This is a genomic window from Streptomyces sp. NBC_00873 (assembly GCF_045207415.1).
Classification (GTDB): domain Bacteria; phylum Actinomycetota; class Actinomycetes; order Streptomycetales; family Streptomycetaceae; genus Streptomyces.
Map to the genome: position 1 here is coordinate 36,532 of NZ_CP108805.1, position 15,843 is coordinate 52,374.

The 15,843-nt window shown below is 68.4% G+C and carries 20 protein-coding genes and 1 pseudogene; 17 read left to right on the forward strand and 4 right to left on the reverse strand.

Features of this window, described 5'->3' with window-relative positions:
• Nucleotides 1-5 precede the first annotated feature (5 nt).
• From OH809_RS45105 to OH809_RS45165, 13 genes and pseudogenes are all read left to right on the forward strand, one after another.
• A complete protein-coding gene (locus OH809_RS45105; protein WP_399559296.1) occupies nucleotides 6-941 on the forward strand; it encodes a hypothetical protein in 936 nt (311 codons plus the stop codon).
• The gene (locus OH809_RS45110) at nucleotides 938-2,044 is read left to right on the forward strand and encodes a hypothetical protein (RefSeq protein ID WP_399559298.1); all 1,107 of its coding nucleotides are present in this window, start codon (nucleotides 938-940) and stop codon (nucleotides 2,042-2,044) included. Before OH809_RS45105 ends, OH809_RS45110 begins: the two co-directional genes overlap by 4 nt.
• Complete coding sequence (locus tag OH809_RS45115; protein ID WP_399559299.1) at nucleotides 2,041-4,506, forward strand: hypothetical protein; 2,466 nt, start codon at nucleotides 2,041-2,043, stop codon at nucleotides 4,504-4,506. The genes OH809_RS45110 and OH809_RS45115 overlap by 4 nt, the downstream gene beginning before the upstream one ends.
• 9 nt (nucleotides 4,507-4,515) lie before the next feature.
• On the forward strand, nucleotides 4,516-4,788 hold the full coding sequence (locus OH809_RS45120) for a hypothetical protein (protein WP_399559300.1): 273 nt from the start codon (nucleotides 4,516-4,518) through the stop codon (nucleotides 4,786-4,788).
• A 163-nt stretch (nucleotides 4,789-4,951) separates the two neighbouring features.
• Nucleotides 4,952-5,776, forward strand: a complete 825-nt coding sequence (locus OH809_RS45125; protein WP_406516367.1) for a hypothetical protein — start codon at nucleotides 4,952-4,954, stop codon at nucleotides 5,774-5,776.
• Between the two features lie 1,085 nt (nucleotides 5,777-6,861).
• Nucleotides 6,862-7,107: pseudogene (locus OH809_RS45130) on the forward strand (peptidoglycan-binding protein); the annotation flags it as partial.
• Nucleotides 7,108-7,110: 3 nt separating this feature from the next.
• Nucleotides 7,111-7,455 carry a hypothetical protein gene (locus OH809_RS45135; protein WP_399559303.1) on the forward strand — a complete coding sequence of 115 codons (345 nt, stop codon included), beginning with the start codon at nucleotides 7,111-7,113 and terminating at the stop codon, nucleotides 7,453-7,455.
• Nucleotides 7,456-7,469: 14 nt separating this feature from the next.
• Nucleotides 7,470-7,829, forward strand: a complete 360-nt coding sequence (locus OH809_RS45140; protein WP_399559156.1) for a hypothetical protein — start codon at nucleotides 7,470-7,472, stop codon at nucleotides 7,827-7,829.
• Nucleotides 7,830-7,873: 44 nt separating this feature from the next.
• Nucleotides 7,874-8,185 (forward strand): hypothetical protein, encoded by a 312-nt coding sequence (locus OH809_RS45145; RefSeq protein WP_399559157.1) that lies wholly within the window; start codon nucleotides 7,874-7,876, stop codon nucleotides 8,183-8,185.
• On the forward strand, nucleotides 8,182-8,898 hold the full coding sequence (locus OH809_RS45150; protein ID WP_399559159.1) for a collagen-like protein: 717 nt from the start codon (nucleotides 8,182-8,184) through the stop codon (nucleotides 8,896-8,898). Before OH809_RS45145 ends, OH809_RS45150 begins: the two co-directional genes overlap by 4 nt.
• A gap of 310 nt (nucleotides 8,899-9,208) precedes the next feature.
• Nucleotides 9,209-9,484, forward strand: coding sequence for a hypothetical protein (locus OH809_RS45155; protein WP_399559161.1), 276 nt, complete (start codon nucleotides 9,209-9,211; stop codon nucleotides 9,482-9,484).
• Between the two features lie 387 nt (nucleotides 9,485-9,871).
• A complete protein-coding gene (locus tag OH809_RS45160) occupies nucleotides 9,872-10,051 on the forward strand; it encodes a hypothetical protein (RefSeq protein ID WP_406516345.1) in 180 nt (59 codons plus the stop codon).
• 352 nt (nucleotides 10,052-10,403) lie between these two features.
• A complete protein-coding gene (locus OH809_RS45165) occupies nucleotides 10,404-10,691 on the forward strand; it encodes a hypothetical protein (RefSeq protein ID WP_399559162.1) in 288 nt (95 codons plus the stop codon).
• Between the two features lie 37 nt (nucleotides 10,692-10,728).
• Here the strand turns inward: OH809_RS45165 and OH809_RS45170 are convergent, their stop codons facing one another.
• Nucleotides 10,729-11,187, reverse strand: a complete 459-nt coding sequence (locus OH809_RS45170; RefSeq protein ID WP_399559163.1) for a hypothetical protein — start codon at nucleotides 11,185-11,187, stop codon at nucleotides 10,729-10,731.
• Nucleotides 11,188-11,322: 135 nt separating this feature from the next.
• On the opposite strand from OH809_RS45170, the gene OH809_RS45175 reads away from it, so the two are divergent.
• Genes OH809_RS45175 through OH809_RS45185 form a run of 3 tightly spaced genes read left to right on the forward strand, consistent with a single transcriptional unit; the run spans nucleotide 11,323 to nucleotide 13,782 of the window.
• Complete coding sequence (locus OH809_RS45175; RefSeq protein WP_331746645.1) at nucleotides 11,323-11,550, forward strand: hypothetical protein; 228 nt, start codon at nucleotides 11,323-11,325, stop codon at nucleotides 11,548-11,550.
• A 4-nt stretch (nucleotides 11,551-11,554) separates the two neighbouring features.
• Nucleotides 11,555-12,703 (forward strand): tyrosine-type recombinase/integrase, encoded by a 1,149-nt coding sequence (locus tag OH809_RS45180; protein ID WP_399559165.1) that lies wholly within the window; start codon nucleotides 11,555-11,557, stop codon nucleotides 12,701-12,703.
• A complete protein-coding gene (locus OH809_RS45185; protein WP_399559167.1) occupies nucleotides 12,700-13,782 on the forward strand; it encodes a LacI family DNA-binding transcriptional regulator in 1,083 nt (360 codons plus the stop codon). The genes OH809_RS45180 and OH809_RS45185 overlap by 4 nt, the downstream gene beginning before the upstream one ends.
• Before the next feature lie 114 nt (nucleotides 13,783-13,896).
• Here OH809_RS45185 and OH809_RS45190 read toward each other — a convergent pair whose 3' ends face one another.
• The 3 genes from OH809_RS45190 to OH809_RS45200 all read right to left on the reverse strand — a co-directional run bounded on the left by OH809_RS45190 (nucleotide 13,897) and on the right by OH809_RS45200 (nucleotide 15,021).
• On the reverse strand, nucleotides 13,897-14,067 hold the full coding sequence (locus OH809_RS45190; RefSeq protein ID WP_331746652.1) for a hypothetical protein: 171 nt from the start codon (nucleotides 14,065-14,067) through the stop codon (nucleotides 13,897-13,899).
• Nucleotides 14,068-14,088: 21 nt separating this feature from the next.
• Nucleotides 14,089-14,295 (reverse strand): DUF6011 domain-containing protein, encoded by a 207-nt coding sequence (locus OH809_RS45195; RefSeq protein WP_406516346.1) that lies wholly within the window; start codon nucleotides 14,293-14,295, stop codon nucleotides 14,089-14,091.
• A gap of 297 nt (nucleotides 14,296-14,592) precedes the next feature.
• A complete protein-coding gene (locus OH809_RS45200) occupies nucleotides 14,593-15,021 on the reverse strand; it encodes a hypothetical protein (protein WP_399559169.1) in 429 nt (142 codons plus the stop codon).
• Nucleotides 15,022-15,253: 232 nt separating this feature from the next.
• Here OH809_RS45200 and OH809_RS45205 point away from each other — a divergent pair, with 232 nt between their 5' ends.
• Complete coding sequence (locus OH809_RS45205) at nucleotides 15,254-15,757, forward strand: hypothetical protein (RefSeq protein WP_406516347.1); 504 nt, start codon at nucleotides 15,254-15,256, stop codon at nucleotides 15,755-15,757.
• Nucleotides 15,758-15,843 lie beyond the last annotated feature (86 nt).

Consider the following 15,843-nt stretch of genomic DNA (forward strand, 5'->3'; position numbering starts at 1 on the left):
CCACCATGGCACTGTTCCCCCGGCCGATCCTCACCGACGGCGCCACCCACTCAGCGCAACAATTCCGCATGCTCGTCCGCGACCTGGCGCGCGGGGCGGAAGGCATCACCGAGGGCGATGACCTGAAGGTCACCCAGCTGAGTACCCCGGGCAGCAGCGTCCAGGTCAGTAGCGGATCGGGCACCGTCCGCGGCAGGATGAACACGTTCCAGGGGCACTACGCGGCGTGCAACATCGGCTCGGTCACAGTGCCGATCGCCGCGACCGGCGGGTCCGCCCGCTCCGACATGGTGATCCTCCGTGTCGAAGACCCCGAGTACGAGGGCAGCCTGAACCCCGTCGTCGACCAGGTCGCCTACTTCCAGGTCATTTCCGGTGTCAGCGCGTCCGCGACAACGATCCCCGACGGGCGTACCGGAATCCCCCTCGCCCGCATCGACATCACAGCGTCCACGTCCACGATCACCACCGCCATGATCAAGGACCTTCGGAAGGTCGCGAACCCCCGGCGGGATCGGCAGCTCTTCACCCATTCCCCAACGTCCGACAGTGCCCTCATCGGCGCATCCACCGCCTACAGCTATTTCTCCACCGAACCCGGCTGGAACCTTGCCGTGCCCGACTGGGCCACCCAGGCCAAACTCCGCGTCGACGTCAGCCCGGTCCGCTACTCCGTCGCCAACTTCACCGGCGCACTCCAGGCCACGTTCGGGTCCAGCCTCACCCTTCAGCCGATCTCCCTGGACGACAACCAAGGCACCGGCGTCCGCAAGCTGCCCGCCATCGTCGCGGACACCCTCACCATCCCCGCCGCCTACCGGGGCACCACCCAGCTGCTGCGCGCCCAGGCCAACGGGGCGGCCGGGAACACCGGCCGGATCAACGTCAGCAACTTCACCACCTTCGTGTACGACGTCGAGTTCGTGGAGGCCCCCCGGTGACCACGCCCATACCGGACCGGATCCTCACCCAGCACGCCCTGACGGGGGAGTGGCAGTCCCTCGCGCTTCCGCTCAGCGACATCGAGTACGGCGACGAACTCAACGGCCCCGGATCCCTCACCGGGAAGCTGGAGCCTCGCCTCATCGCGGAGAACCCCACCCTCGCCGACCCGGGCACCACCCTGATCTACGTGGAGTCCGCCGGCCACCTGCGGTGGGGCGGCCTGGTGTGGGACGTCCGCACCCAGGACAACACCCTCACCCTCGAAGCCGCCGGGTGGTCGTCGTACCTGCAGAAGCGGCACGACATCGACGGGAACTACGGCGGCCGCGGCCCCTACACGTACACCGACCGGTGCAAGGTGATCCGGGACATCTGGGCCTACGCCCAGTCCGTCACGGACGGCGACCTCGGTGTCGTCGTCGACCCCACCACCTCGACGTCCACCGTCGGCACCCCCGCCGACCCGCTCAAGTCCCTGTGGTGGGAGCTACCCGTCCTTGGCGACGCCATCGACGACCTGGTGTCCGGCGACGCCACCCCCGACTACACGTGCACCGTCGCCTGGAACAGCGCCAAGACCGCACCGGTGCGCCGGATCCGGCTCGGCTGGCCGCGCCTCGGCGCCCGCCGCACCGACATCTCCTTCGCGTCCGGACAGAACATCATCGACCCCCCAGAGATCGAGCTCGCAGCCGACGAATACGCCCAGGTCGTCATCGCGAACGGCGCCGGCGACGGGTCCGCGAAACGCCGCGCCATCAGCGCCATACGTAACGGGCGCCTCCGCCTCGAGACGGCCCTGGACCTGCCCGACACCAAAGGCACCGACATCCTCGGCACCCGCGCGGCCGCCGAACGGGCCTGGCGGCAAACCCTCGGCACCGTCGCCCAGATCACCATCCGCAACACCCGCGCCGCCCCATTCGGGTCCTGGCAGATCGGCGACGACGTGTACACCCGCGTCCACAACTCCTGGACCTCGTACACCGGCTGGTGCCGCATCACCGGCTGGACCGTGAAACCCCACGCCACCGGCGGCCCCCAGGCCGTCATCAGCCTCAAGCCCGCCGCTTCATTCCAGTACGGAGGAGTCTCTTGACGGACATCGGCGCCGAGCTCGCCCGCATGCGAAAGGACATCGAGCGCCTTCAGCGTGCTGCCCGCCTCTCCTACGCGTCCCTGGACGACACCGCTCTCGAAGTCCGGGACAGCAGCGGGTCGCTCCGTGCGCAGATCGGTCAGCAGGGAGACGGTACGACCGCCGTTAACGTCGTGAACGGGCCTCCGCCCCCTGCCCCGACCGCCCCGATCGTCGTATCCGTCCTCGGCGGCGTCACCGTGTCCTGGGACGGCCAGTTCGCCGACGGGGCGACCATGCCCCTGGACTGGTCCCGTGTGGAGGTCCACGCCTCACCCCTCGCCATCTACACCCCCACCGCCGCCACTCTCAAGGCGACGGTGGAGACCGCGCAGGGCTGCACCGTCGTCATCGCCACACCCGACCCGGTGTACGTGCAGCTGGTGGCGCGCAGCACGTCGGGCACCGCGTCGCCCCCGTCCAGCACGGTGGGCCCGGTCGGACCGACCGCTGTGGTGGCGTCCGACATCCTCGACGGGATCGTCACCACCGTGAAGCTGGCCGACGCCGCCGTGTCCGCGGCGAAGGTCGCTGTGAACGCAGTCGGCTCCACCGCACTGGCCGACGGCGCTGTCCTCAGTGCGAAGCTTGCAGCCGCCGCAGTCAGTGTCGGAAAGATCGCCGACAACGCGGTGACTGGGCCCGCCATTGCCTCCGACGCGGTGACCGCAGGGAAGGTCGCCGCCGACGCCATCACCGCACGCGAGCTTGCCGCCGGTGCGGTGACCGCCTCCGAGATCGCGGCCGGGTCGATCACCACGGACAAACTGACCGTCGTCGGCGGCACCAACGTCCTCAATGACCCCAGCTTCGAAGGCGTGTACGCGGCCAGCATTGCGGCGAAGTTCTCGCAGTGGGCTGTCCAGGACAAGACGTTCGGCAACGGCTCCGTCGCCTCGATGAAGCTCACCACGGACGGCACCAGCATGTTCCGGGCAGTGGAACTCACTCTCCTGCCCACCATGGCTGGCCAGCAGATCTACATCGCTGTCGACTACTACGCGTCCACGGACTGGGCGGGCGGTGAGTTGAACATGCACATCCGGTGGGAGGCGGAGGGCGGCGCCACCCTGGTCACGGACAAGGCGCAGACGCGGGTGACGGCGCCGGTGAAGGGGGCGTGGACGCGGATCGCGGGCACGTACACAGCTCCGGCAGCAGCGGTACGTGCCCGCGTACGGATCGAGACCGGTCTGGTCACCGCTGGAAGCACCTGGTTCGACAATGCGGAATGCCGTCCCATCGTGCCTGGAGTGCAGATCGCGGATGGCGCGATCACCACACCCAAGATCGTGGCCGGGGCGGTGCAGACGGCACAGCTCGACGCCCTGGCCGTCAACGCCTCCAAGATCGCCGCCGGGGCGGTCACCACCGCGAAACTCGATGCGCTGGCTGTCACCGCCGACAAGATCGCCGCGAACGCCATTACCGTGGGGAAGCTCGAAGCCGGATCCGTTGACGCCACCGCCCTCAAAGCCGACGCCATCACCGGGAAAACCATCACCGGCGGGACCATCACCGGTACCAACATCAACGGCGCGACAGTCACCGGCAGCGAGGTCCGTACCGGCACCAGCGGCGAACGCATCCTCCTGACACCCACCCCGCCATTTCCGCTCGCCCAGCGCCCCTCGATCCTCCTGTACTCCAACGCGGCATCCGAGCTCGGTCCCGGCCTTCTGAACTCGGGTGTCACCTCGGGTGTGCCGTCCACAATCCTCGGATCCCAAGCAACCGCCACGGACGCTCTGGGTCGATCGATCCGCACCACGCTCGGCCTGATCCCGCCGAACCCCGGCACGCACGGCGGCCGCTTTGTACTCACCACCCTCAACCCCAGCGGCTCAACCACCGCAGGATTCGTCGCCATCGATGGAACCTCCGCCACTGACGCAAGCGGACAGGCAATCCTCGATCTGGTTGCCACAGACGGAGCTACCACACCGAAGACATCGCAGCTCAGTCTTGGCGCGGGCAGGGCCACCCTCCTCGCCGAAGCACTCGACGTGCTGCCCCCCGCCACAACGCTCTCCGCGATCTACCTGAACGCCGCCACCGGCCACACCGGTTCTCTGCTGCGACTTCAGCTCAACGGGGCTGACCGGCTGAACGTGTCCACCGCTGGCAACATCACCACGCCTGGCGTCCTCACCGCCGGGAACTTCGCCAGCGGTTCAGTCGCCATCACGCCGTCCGCCGCAAACAAGCCCACAAGCGTGTCCGTGTCCGGGCTCGCCGTCCAGGGCGCCAACCTGCGCGCCTTCATCTCTATCGCCAACCCGGCCCCGGGATTCACGGCCACCACCGACGGCATCACCGGCGTCGGCTTCACCAACCTCACCTCCGCAGGCCTCACCATCTGGGCCACACGACAGAACACCACCGCCGTGACCGTCCACTGGCTGGTTTACGGCCACAACTAAGGAACGCGCATGGCCGAGCAGGACCTGGGCGAGGACTTCCCGCCCTCCGTGCAACTCATCGCCGTCTGCCACACCCCGGGCTGCCCCGTCGAGGGGCAGGAGTTCGTCGGCACGTACTACCCGTACGGCACATACGACCCGCCCCGCTACATGGGCCAGTGCGGCCGATGCCAGCAGCCCATCACCGACCTGCGCCCCGTCACCAACCCTGCACCTGACCCGGACCCGGAACCGCCGGCCCCCGTCCCCGTAGAGCCGTCGCCCACCGACACCGCACCCTGACCGCCGGGCGTGACCGGGGGCAATGCCTGCCCCGCACACCCGTACGCTGATCCACAGGGCGACCCTCCGCCCCGCACCACCCCAGAGGGACTGCCACCCGGCCCCGGCCGGCGCAGCACGCCACATTTGCTCTGGGCGCGGGGAAGTGCAGGAGCGCGGGCAAGTGCCCACAGATCTCACGATCCACACGTACGACACGCCGCCGCACCTCGGCCGCCAAATGGTGCTGGACCCGCGCAGCCTTGCCTACCGCCGCCCCTACGACGGGCAGCCCCTGCGCGCCACCGAGTGGGAACCGCGCATCCCCGTCCTGGACCAGCAGAACCTGATCGCACAGGGCATCTACACCTCCCGCGACTACGGCCTCGACGACGACGTCGACGCCCTGTCCTCCTGCACCGGCAACGCTGGCACCGCCCTCTTGTCGATCCTCCTCAGCAAGGAGCAGGCGACCGGCGCTGGCCTGGACACCGACGACGCCACCGCGGCCGAGCACTACGCGATCGGCCTGTACGCCGACGCCACCGAACGCGACCAGTGGCAGGACGCCAACTGGCCCAGCCAGGACGTCGGCTCGTCCGGCCTCGGCATCGCCAAGGTCCTCCGCGACCGCGGCCTCATCGACCAGTACGGGCACGCCACCACCGCTGAGGAGCTGTGCACGCTCCTGCAGACCGGCCCCGCCCTGATGGGTCTCCCTTGGTTCAGTTCGTTCTCCGAGCCGGACGCCTCTGGGTTCGTGGATGCCGACCCCGCCTGGGCGTCCTCCCCGCTCGAGGGCGGCCACGAAGTGTGCGTCACCGCCCTCGAGGCCGTCGCCGTCGAGGACGGCGTCCTCCAACCCGACCGTACCGTTCTGCGCTTCGTCAACAGCTGGGGCGCAGCCTGGGCGGATCACGGATCGGGCCGTCTATCCCTCTCGACGTACCTCGCGCTGCGCGCCGAGGTCGACGTCGTCCAGCCCCGACTCGACGGAGCCCGCCCGTGACCACCACCTTCCACGCCGCGGTCGATCACATAGACCTGGCCACCCTCAAGACCACGACCACGTACTACGGGACCGTCGACCAGGAACACGTCGACCAGGTCCATGCCATCGCCGCGCTGCCTGACTCGGAGCGCCACGTCCTCGAGCACCCGCGACTCGACGGCGCGTTCTGCGTCGCCCGCGCCGATGGCGACCTGGACGTGTACGTACCGACCGACGCCGCCGAGTACCGGGTGTTCGCCCCCGACCCCGACGCCAAGGGCGACATCGAGGACCTGCCGCGCGGTCTCTCCGGCCCGGCGTACATCGACGGCGCCGCCCGGTTCGGCGACCAGTCCATCGGCGGCGCCATGGACACCCCCGGCAACCCGCCGCGGGCCACCTGGCACACCACCGAGTCCCCGGCCGGCGGCTCCTATCTTGCGTCGATCGCTGCGTACCTGATCCGCGTTGGTGTCGAGCCGCAGGTCATCTACGACCCCGTCACGGACAAGCTCGGCCAGTTCGGGCCTCTGACCTCGAGCGGACGGGCGCTCAAGAACGACGGCAGCCGCCGCACCAACCGCGAGGGCAAGGTGAACATCCAGGTCGAGGTCCTCGCCCGGGCCGCGGCCCCGTGGACGAACAGCTTCGACCCGGCGAAGAAGCCGAACTACCGGAAGCTGATCGCCGCGATGCGCGCGCACGGCATCCCCGACGTGTGGCCGGCCGGGAAGCCCCCGGCGACGTCGGCGGCCGCGGTGAAGGCAGGACGAAGCCGCACCACTTGGGAATCGAAGGGCGGGCATTACGCGCACGCCCAGGTACCCGGTAACGATCACTGGGATCCGGGTGCGATCGACACGAGCATCGTGCCGGGCAAGCCGTCCGGCGGTGGTACGGACACCGGCGGCGGTACGTCGACGCCTGAGTCCTCGAGCGGTACGTACACGGTGAAGAAGGGCGACACGCTCTCCTCCATCGCCACCGCACACAAGACGACCGTCGACGCCCTGGTGAAGCTGAACAGCCTCAAGGACGCCGACAAGCTGGCCATCGGCCAGAAGCTGAAACTGCCGGGCAAGGCTGCCCCCACAGCGCAGCCGCTGGAGCCGTTCCCCGGCGCCGCCTTTTTCCACGGCGGCCGCCACAGCCCGATCATCACTGCGATGGGGCGGCGCCTCGTCGCCGAGGGCTGCGGGAGATATCGCTCGGGCCCTGGGCCGAACTGGACGAACTCCGACCGAAATTCCTACGCCGCGTGGCAAAAGAAGCTGGGTTACACGGGGTCCGCAGCTGACGGCATCCCTGGCAAGGCTTCGTGGGACGCCCTCAAGGTCCCGAGGAGCTGACCCGTGATCCTCAACCTGACACCGCACTCGATCCGCCTGTACAGCTGGGACCGCGAGGAGGGCAGCGACGACCTCGAACCGCATCTGCGCGCGGTCTACGAGCCTGAGCCCACCCCGTCCCGGCTCGCCACGATCGAACTGGGCCCGGACGGTTCGGGGGCTGAGCTGGTCGAGTTCGGCCACGCCCAGGACCTTCCGCCCAAGCGTGACGGCTATCGCTACATCGTCTCCCTTGTTGTCGCGCTCGCTCTCGCCGACCGACGCTCTGACCTCCTCGTTCCGTACCACGAGGTCCGTAATGCGAGCGGCACTGTAATCGGCTGCCGCGCCCTTGCTCAACCCGCCTAAGAATCGAGAACCCCATGAAGATCTTCGGTCGTGAACCGGCTGTACTTCTCAGCCTGATCGCCGTCCTGGTCAAGCTCGTCGCTGCGTTCGGCGTCGAGGTGTCCGGCGAGCAGCAGGCCGTCATCAACGCGGTGGCCGCGGCCGCCGTCGGTGTCGCCCTGGCCGTCCTGGCCAACGACGGACTCGGAGCCGCACTCCTCGGCTTCATCCAGGCCGCCCTCGCCCTCGCGGTCGGGTTCGGCCTCGACTGGTCGGCGGAGCAGCAGGCCGTCGCGCTGTCCGTAGCCGCTGGTGTCGTCGCCATGTGGGACCGGACGCAGGTCACCGCCCCGGTGGCGGCAGGGGCGGGCAAGTCCATCACCTCGGTTTCCTGACGGAACACCTGACGTCCGCTTTGCACTTGGACGGGATCCCGTGAATGAACCCAACCACCCTCACTCTGGCGGGCGCCCTCGTGGCGTTCGCCGGGGTGCTGGCCACAGCAGTCGTGGCGTTCGTGGGGAAGCGCGGGGAGTTGTCCCTGAGCGGCCTGAACAGCCTGACCGATCAGCTCCAGGAGGAGCGAAGCAGTATGAAACAGGAGCTGGCCGACAAGAAGCAGGAGCTGGCCGACAGGTCAGCCGAGCTGAACGCCGCGCTGGCGCAGGAATCCGCGCGTCGGGCCACCGCCGAGGCGGAAAGCGCCCGCCTGCGCGGCATCATCGTTCAACTGGGAGGCGATCCCGGATGAGGCGAACAGAGCGCTTCCTGGCCCGGCGGTGGCGCGGCACGGCCATCCTCTTTTCGATCGTTGCCCTGTTCGGGGTCGCCGTGATCCTTTGGGCCCGGATCGACACGGCAGACCGCAAGGCGAAGGAACTCGCAACAGAGGCCGACCTTCGGGGCAACGCCGTCTCCACACTCGCCACGGACGTTCGCAAGCTGCGCACTCAGCTGAAGTCGGACGGCAAGACGCCCGTCGCCCCCGACCCCACCGCGGCAGTCTCCAACCTTCCTGACCGGGCGGCCGTTCCGGTCCCGATCCCGGGCCCCAAGGGCCCCAAGGGCGATAAGGGCGACCCAGGGGAGCCAGGGGAGCCAGGGCAGCCAGGACCGACCACTACCGGCAAACCGGGAACCCCAGGGAAGCCGGGCCAGGATGCGACTGGCGCTCCTGGGGTCGCAGGCAAGGACGGCGTCAACGGCCAAGACGGCGCGGACGGCAAGGACGGTGCAGACGGAGCAGACGGAGCAGACGGGCGAAACGGGCAGCCCCCGGCCGGCTGGACGTACACCGACCCGCAAGGAGTCCAGTACGACTGCTCTCCCGTGGCCGACTTCGACCCCGCGGCGCCGCGATACACCTGCTCGGCGGCCGGCACCCCATCCACCCCTGATCCCACCCAGCGCAAGGGCGCCGGGCTGACGGTACTGGGGCTGGCTCCTGACCGCCGACGTTTCTAAGAGACACGCATGACCACAGTGACGGGCAAGCTCATCGGCGGTGCCCCGCAGCGGCCCTCACCAGGGGGCGTGTCCTATAACTTTTCACACCAAGTAACGTGATCTTGCTCGCATGGCACTGCTCCGCTTCACCCCCTCCCTCATGCCACCTGCGGCCCGTCCTCGTGAACAACCCGCTGGTCAGGAGACGGGCCGACATGGGCCGTTGAACCCAACGGCGTTGTCAGTGCCGGGGTCTACCGTTGATCTGTACGGACTGGCGGGGAGCCGTGGGCTTCTGGTGCACGACAGTCCCGGCTCGGGAGGCCCCATGGCACGCAGCAAGGTCACGTTCGATTCGAATGCGTTCAAGCGGAACCTGCAGAAGGTGGCGAACGACGCGGCGACGACCGTCGCGGGCAAGCTTTCGGTGATGCTGAACGGCATGTCGAAGGAGTTTGAGGGCCGGCCGGTCGAGGAGATCAAGCCGGTACTCCAGCAGCGGTGGGCTTCTACGGCGGGCGGCTCGATAACGGATCCGGAGCTGACGCAGTACGCGGAGCAGATTGCAGCGGGCGGGACGTTCAACATCACGGCGAAGTCGTAGGCTGACGCGCTGGTGCCCTCCGACCAACTTCTCCTTGGTCGGAGGGCACCGTGCTGTGCGGCTGGCTAGCGCTGGTCGGTGGACTGCCGCTCCTTGCGACACCCAACTCCCTGCGGAATGGCGGCCGTCGACCTCCGCCCCCGTCTACGAACCGGGAGCCCGCCCGGCACCGCTGTCCCGGCTGCTGTTCCCGTAGGGCTGGTGCGAGTTGACTCAGAATCGCGCCAGCACCTGTTCCGGCCTGGTCTCCCTGGCACCGGGCCCGCTACGGTGGGCAGTGCTCCCGGTGCTACGGGGGCTCCAACCAGTACACACGTGGCGCGGTTCCGCAGAAGCAGTCCCTTTGGCGAGGGTGCGGGCCGCGCTTCGTGTTGTTTGGAGAAGAGGGTGACGCGGATGCTGGGCACCTGGTCCCGCCCGTGGTGCCCGTACTGCCACGGCCCGGCCGGGGAGGACTGCCCGTCGCGCAGCTGGTCGAAGAAGACGCAGCGGGCCCGGGAGAAGCGGGCCTGGCGGCGGGTATCCGAGGCAGCACCGGGACACACCCGTGCCACGCTGGACTCATGAGTCCCCTTCCTTTCCGGCCCCGGGTCCGCTGCCAAGTTGAAGACTGCGCACAGACAACTCCCGTCCGGCACCTGTCGGCAGGGTGGACGGTGGACTCAAAGGGTCGCCCCTTCTGCCCCGAGCACCCTGTCGAGAGTGCGTGCCGGATCTGCGGGCGCGACAAGGGGGAGAACCGCATCATTTGTGATGCCTGTATCCGCGCCTGACCATCCACCGCGGAAAACGGGTCGGAGCTTAGGATCGCGCACAGCGAAGTTTCGGAGGCACCCTCCGCATTTCTGATGCTTGATAAGCTCACTTCTCATGCAGCCGCCGAGGCAACGCCTGTCCGAACCGCTGCGATCCTGAATGCATGACGATGGACGCTCTAGACGAGATCCGCTTCCTCATGCAGGCCCACGCTGACGCGCAGCGCACCCTGATCTGCGAGCCGGACCGCGTGCACGCCGTACGGGCCGCCGTGGACCAGACGGGAGCCGCTGGCACCTTCACCGTGAAGGCGAGTCCCGCATGCCCGCCCGGGCGGATCCTCGTGCTGGATGAACAGGCTCTTGAGGCGTCGTGGCGGCAGACCATCCAGAGCTTCGGGCGCGGCATCCGCGTGTCCGGGCAGGGCAACGATCCCTCTGGCTCCAGATAATGTTCCTTTCGGGTAGGGACGGCGCAGGCCTCGTGGGCTAGCTCGTACCAAACTCGGCCAGCAGATCTTGGGTAGTCAGCACCTCAACGCCACGCTCCCTGGCCCGGTTGGTAAGGCGGCGCTCATTCGTGACGAGGGCGCAGCCCTCAGCGCGAGCGGTGATGGCGATCAGGGCGTCTCGGGAGTGCCGGGTGCTGTGTGACCGGAGTACCTCCAACTCGGCCTGGTCATCGTCGGATCCCAGCCGGCAGAAGTCGAGTCGGGAGTAGTCCACCACCGCGGCCCCGGTGGGTACGACTCTTCCGATCGATGCCATCAGCAGCATCAGCTGACCGCGACGCTCCAAGTCGCGTATCGCAACCAGCTCGTCAACGGTGACGTGCGTATACAGGATGTCGAGGTCTCCTGCTTCGACAGCAGCCTGAAGCTTCTCCAAGGCGCCCTCTATGGCGGCAATCGGATCAATCGCATTCGAATCGAACAAGACGCGTCGCATGAGCGGAGATCGTACCGTCCGAGACGCCGACGTCTTCCTGCTTCGACGGCCGCCCTCGTGTCGCGGGGGAACATGGAATGATCACTCTCGTATAATTTCCCTTGTACGTCAGTGCTTACGTGAGAGGGAATCTCCGTGATCCATGCCAAGTCCGAGTACCACTACGTGATCACCCTTCAGTTCAAGAAGGAGGGCGAGTACGGAGTCTCGACGAACACGATCGAAGGCACCGTGTCCGCTGAAGTCGGCGCTACCAGGCAGGAGCTGTACCGAGACGTCTACAGTCGGGCGTGCAAGGCGCTGGATGTGAGCAATGGCGTCACAACGTTCTGCATGCTTGAGCCCAACGTCCTCGGCGGGTGAAGCGATGAGCGACGACCTGGAGGTGGTTGACGCCGAGCTGGTGGACGACGACCACCTCCCCGCCATCGTTCAACCGGCGCCGCCTGCACGCCCGGTGGTGGACCGGCACACGATCCTCTACCCCGGCCAGAACCTCCCCACGGCCGCCGACCAGCCGACGTACACCGAACGGGACCTGTACGTCTCCGAGCGGACCAAGAAGCGGTTGGAAGAAGAGTCCGCGCCGAAGAACACCAGCGACAACTACCGGTCCCAGCGCAACCTGTTCAAGAAGTGGTGCGCCGAGCAGGGCCGCGTCGCGATCCCGTGCACCACCGCCACCTACGTCGAGTACGTCGCCCACCTCATCGAGATCGGGCGGTCCCCGAACGCCATCAACGCTGCCATGTCCGCGGTCCGCACCGCGATGCCCGAGGACATGAAGCCCGGCACGAAGCGGGCCCGTGGCATGCTCAACGAGTACAAGAAGGTGTGGGCGAAGCGCACCGCCGTCCGCAAGGCGCCCCCCGTCACCGACGAGCTGCTGCGGGCCATGGTCGCCACCTGCGATCTGCGGACCCCCGCCGGGCGGCGCGACCGATGCATGCTCCTCCTCGGCCGCGGTGCTCTGAACCGCCGCATCGAACTCGCCGACCTGTCCATCGCCGACGTGGCGGTCGACGACGACTTCGTCACCCTGCACATCCGGTCGTCCAAGACCGACCAGGAAGCCAAGGGCGAGCACACCGACATCCCCGCCGACCCCGATCCGCTGCTCGACCCCGTGGCGGCCGTGCGGGACTGGCTCACCGCCCTGCATCACCTGGGCGTCCGCGAAGGGGCGTTCTTCCGGGCCCTGACCTCCCGGGGCACCCTGCAGAACCGGGCCGCCGCCAAGGAGCGCGGCGACTACGTCACCGGCGACGCCATCAACGACTGGGTACGCGGCCGCGCCCACAAGGCCGGGGCGAAGAACTGGCAGCAGATCACCGCCCACGGGCTACGCCGTGGCGGCGCACAGGCCATTGCAGAGGCCGGCGGGGACCCGACGAAGCAAGGCAGGTGGAAGGCAGGATCGGCCGTGGTCAAGCGGGAGTATCTGGACCGCGCCCAGTCGAGGGCGGAGAATCCATGGCTCAAGGTGCAGGCGAAGCGGCGCGAGGAGCCAGCGTGACCCCGAAGCAGTACAGCGCCCCGTCCGTCCGGCAACTGTCCGCGGTGGTCGACGGGATGACCGGTCGGGTGTCAGAGGGCCGGTTGCGGCAGTTGCAGATGGTGGTCGGGATGTTCGACCGGGCAGTGCGTCGGGACGAGATGCCGGGCCGGGCGTCGCGGACCGCGCAGCAGTTGTTCACGTGGGCTGCGCTGCGCCCGTTCTGGGGCCTGGCGGTGGCCGGGCAGTTGCGGCACTGGCAGAAGGACGTCGGGAAGCCTCTGCCGGAGTGGACACAGCGGATCGTCCGGGACTGCCTGAAGATCCTGGCCCGCGAGGTGCTGCCGCCGGGGAAGACGGTGCGCTTGCCGTCGATCGCAAACCCGGAGGTCAAGCCGACGGTCGACGGCCGGTCCCTTGACGCCCTGTACCGGGGGATGGTGGATCTCGCGGGGCGGGGCCCGTTGGAGCGGGACGGGACCACCCTGTCGTACGAGGACCGTACCCGGCTGCTCGCGATCGTCGCGGTGCTGCTGGATGCGGCACCGCGGTCCGGGGAGCTGGCGACGCAGTCGTTGTCGGACCTGGCGGCGGGTGAGACCGCGGTGGCGGTGCGCCGGCAGCAGCAGAAGGCACCCCCGAACCGGGTGGATGAGGTCGCCGCCCTGGCGGAGGTGGGGACGGAGGCGGCCCGGTCGGTGTTGGGTGGTTGGGTGGAGCGGGTGTCGGAGGAGACCCGGCAGCGGGTCCTGGCGGCGGTGGAGGAGTTGGAGCCGTTGCCGGACGTGGAGTGGTACCCGCTGCGGGAGGGCTCCCGGGTGGCGGTGCGCCGCTGGCTCCGGGTGCGGCAGGGCCTGGTGGAGTCGCTGCCGCTGGAGGGTGCGAAGACCGCCCTGTGGGTGTCGCTGTGGCCGTCGAAGGCCGGGCCGCCGGGGATTCCGTTGCGCGCGCAGGGGATCCGGCAGGCGTACGCGCGGGGCATCGTGGCGCTGAACTGGGTAATGGCGGGCTCGCATGGGTGGGAGCCGCTCCCGACCACGATGGAGCAGATCCGGCGGTCCGTCGACGCGGTCCCGTTGGACGAGACTCCGGCCAGCTGATGCCAGCGGGCGGTCAGGACCGAGTGCCCGTACGGTCGGCGTGGGCGCCCGTGACAGGACGGCGCTCGTGTGGCCCCGCGGTCACTTCGCACGTTCCGCGGGGCCGCTTTCTGTTCACGCGGCGGGTTCGAACGCGGCGGCGATCTGCATGAGCAGCGTCTCTGCGGCCATGAGGTGGCCGGCGAGCGTGCCAGCGTTGGCCAGGTCGATGGGTCGGATTTCGGCGACGTAGGCGCGGGCGCTCTCGATCGCGACGACCTGCTCGGCTACGCGGGTGGGGTCCATGGTGGTGTCCTCTCTTTTGGGTCAGGTTCCGGGGAGGGTGTCCTGCTCGACCTGGTGAACGGCGGCGGCGCGGGGCCGGCGGGTGGGATCACAGTCGGGGCCGTAGCCGATGAAGCGTGATTCTGGGGCGTCGAGTTCGCGCCCGCAGCGTCGGCAGTAGCGGTACCGGTATTTGGCCGCGGGGGTGCCTACGAGGGCTTGCTGTTGGTTCCGATCGTCTCGGTCCATGGGGCCATTGTCCTGGAAGTGGTAGCGGGGTGGTGAGGTCGCGGACTACAATCGCCGTTATCTGACGGGTACGCCCGCAGGAGAGGCCACCACCCGGTTCGGGGTCGGTGGCCTTCAGTGTTCCTGGGGTCAGGCGGTGCGGGATGGCCGGTTCTTGGGGTCGTTTCCGGTGCCGCAGCAGGTCGGGCAGTTCCCAGTGTTCGGGTCGCAGCCAGTGCAGCCCGCGCCATTGCACTCCGGGTGGGCACCTTCACCTTTGCAGGTGCGGCAGTCGTACATGTGGCTCTCCTTGTCGGATCAGGCGGCGAGCGTTGTATCGGATCGCGTCAGGCGGTGGGCAGGAAGGTAGTCGCGGCCGAGTTCGCGGGCGATGAGCTGTGCGGCGCTACGGACCACGATGACGTTGCCGGCGGGGGTTGTTGCCTCCGGTCGGTCGATGGTGAACGGGATCCGGTGAAGGGTGTAGCTGAGTACCCGGTCGAGCCGGATGGTGCGGGATTCTCCGCTGGCCCGGTCCATGGCCTTGATGACGATGTGGCCTTCGCGGGTGGTGCGGATGTCGTAGATCTCCAGGCTTCGGACGGTCTCGATGAGGCGGCCGGTCTTCTTGCCGGCGTCGTCCTTCTCCTCCTTGAGGAAAGTGAGGGTGGTGACGTGCTGGCGGTCGATGGAGCGGTACAGGTCGGCGAGGGTCCGGGTGGTCGTCTGCCGGTTCGTGTTCTTCATTTGGTGCCCCCGCGGTGTGTTGGTGTGTGTCAGACACTACCCGTTTCCCATTGCGTGAGCAATAGGAATGCGGGTAGAGTTCCTCCTGTCGGGACAGCCCCGGCAGCAGGCGCCACCCCCAACGAACATGGCGCCTGCAATAGAAATGGAGGACACTGGCGTGGCCAACGCCCCCAAGAAGCGCCCGCCGAACCCACGGTCCGACCGGCGCTCGCCGAGAGGACACTTCACCGTGCCCACCAGCAACGACCTGCGCAAAAAGCTCACTGCCGCAGCCACAAGGCTCCGCGAGATCAACGAACCCGGCCTCGCCGACGCCATCGACATTGCCCTGTCCCCCTCCGGCTGGGGCCAGCTGCGCCGCACCGACCCCACAGTGAGCGGCGTGAGCGGAGGCGGTGACGCCATGGAACGCAACATGGCCATGCGGATGCCCCGCGAGTTGCGCGAGCAGATCAAGGAGCGGGTGCAGGCAGCTGGCAACACGCTCACCCAGGACGTCAACGAGGGGCTGCAGAAGTACCTGGACGGCCAGTTCGAACCCCTCGCCCCGGGGCGCAACCCCTACGGGTCCGGTGTCGACATGGTCAACCTGAACGTCCGCCCGAAGAACAACCTTCGTGAGGCGGTTCCGCAGCAGGAGGCCGGCCACTCTGCCGCCCTGGTCGGCGCCGCTTACCTGATGAGCAAGTACAAGGTCGGCCCGTACGCCCCGAAGAAGCCGGCCGCGAAGTAGCCGCCGACCTGGTGCGTGGTCTGGACGCCGACAACTAGACCGCGCACCGGCAGCACATCACCACAACCTCACACCTCACAGGAGTG

Bases quoted from the DNA above. Each gene is read 5' to 3' on its own strand.
- OH809_RS45105 (WP_399559296.1), top strand. From the start codon at position 6: ATGGCACTGTTCCCCCGGCCGATCCTCACCGACGGCGCCACCCACTCA.
- OH809_RS45120 (WP_399559300.1), top strand. From the start codon at position 4,516: ATGGCCGAGCAGGACCTGGGCGAGGACTTCCCGCCCTCCGTGCAACTC.
- OH809_RS45140 (WP_399559156.1), top strand. From the start codon at position 7,470: ATGAAGATCTTCGGTCGTGAACCGGCTGTACTTCTCAGCCTGATCGCC.
- OH809_RS45145 (WP_399559157.1), top strand. From the start codon at position 7,874: ATGAACCCAACCACCCTCACTCTGGCGGGCGCCCTCGTGGCGTTCGCC.
- OH809_RS45150 (WP_399559159.1), top strand. From the start codon at position 8,182: ATGAGGCGAACAGAGCGCTTCCTGGCCCGGCGGTGGCGCGGCACGGCC.
- OH809_RS45155 (WP_399559161.1), top strand. From the start codon at position 9,209: ATGGCACGCAGCAAGGTCACGTTCGATTCGAATGCGTTCAAGCGGAAC.
- OH809_RS45165 (WP_399559162.1), top strand. From the start codon at position 10,404: ATGACGATGGACGCTCTAGACGAGATCCGCTTCCTCATGCAGGCCCAC.
- OH809_RS45170 (WP_399559163.1), bottom strand. From the start codon at position 11,187: ATGCGACGCGTCTTGTTCGATTCGAATGCGATTGATCCGATTGCCGCC.
- OH809_RS45180 (WP_399559165.1), top strand. From the start codon at position 11,555: ATGAGCGACGACCTGGAGGTGGTTGACGCCGAGCTGGTGGACGACGAC.
- OH809_RS45190 (WP_331746652.1), bottom strand. From the start codon at position 14,067: ATGGACCCCACCCGCGTAGCCGAGCAGGTCGTCGCGATCGAGAGCGCC.
- OH809_RS45195 (WP_406516346.1), bottom strand. From the start codon at position 14,295: ATGGACCGAGACGATCGGAACCAACAGCAAGCCCTCGTAGGCACCCCC.
- OH809_RS45200 (WP_399559169.1), bottom strand. From the start codon at position 15,021: ATGAAGAACACGAACCGGCAGACGACCACCCGGACCCTCGCCGACCTG.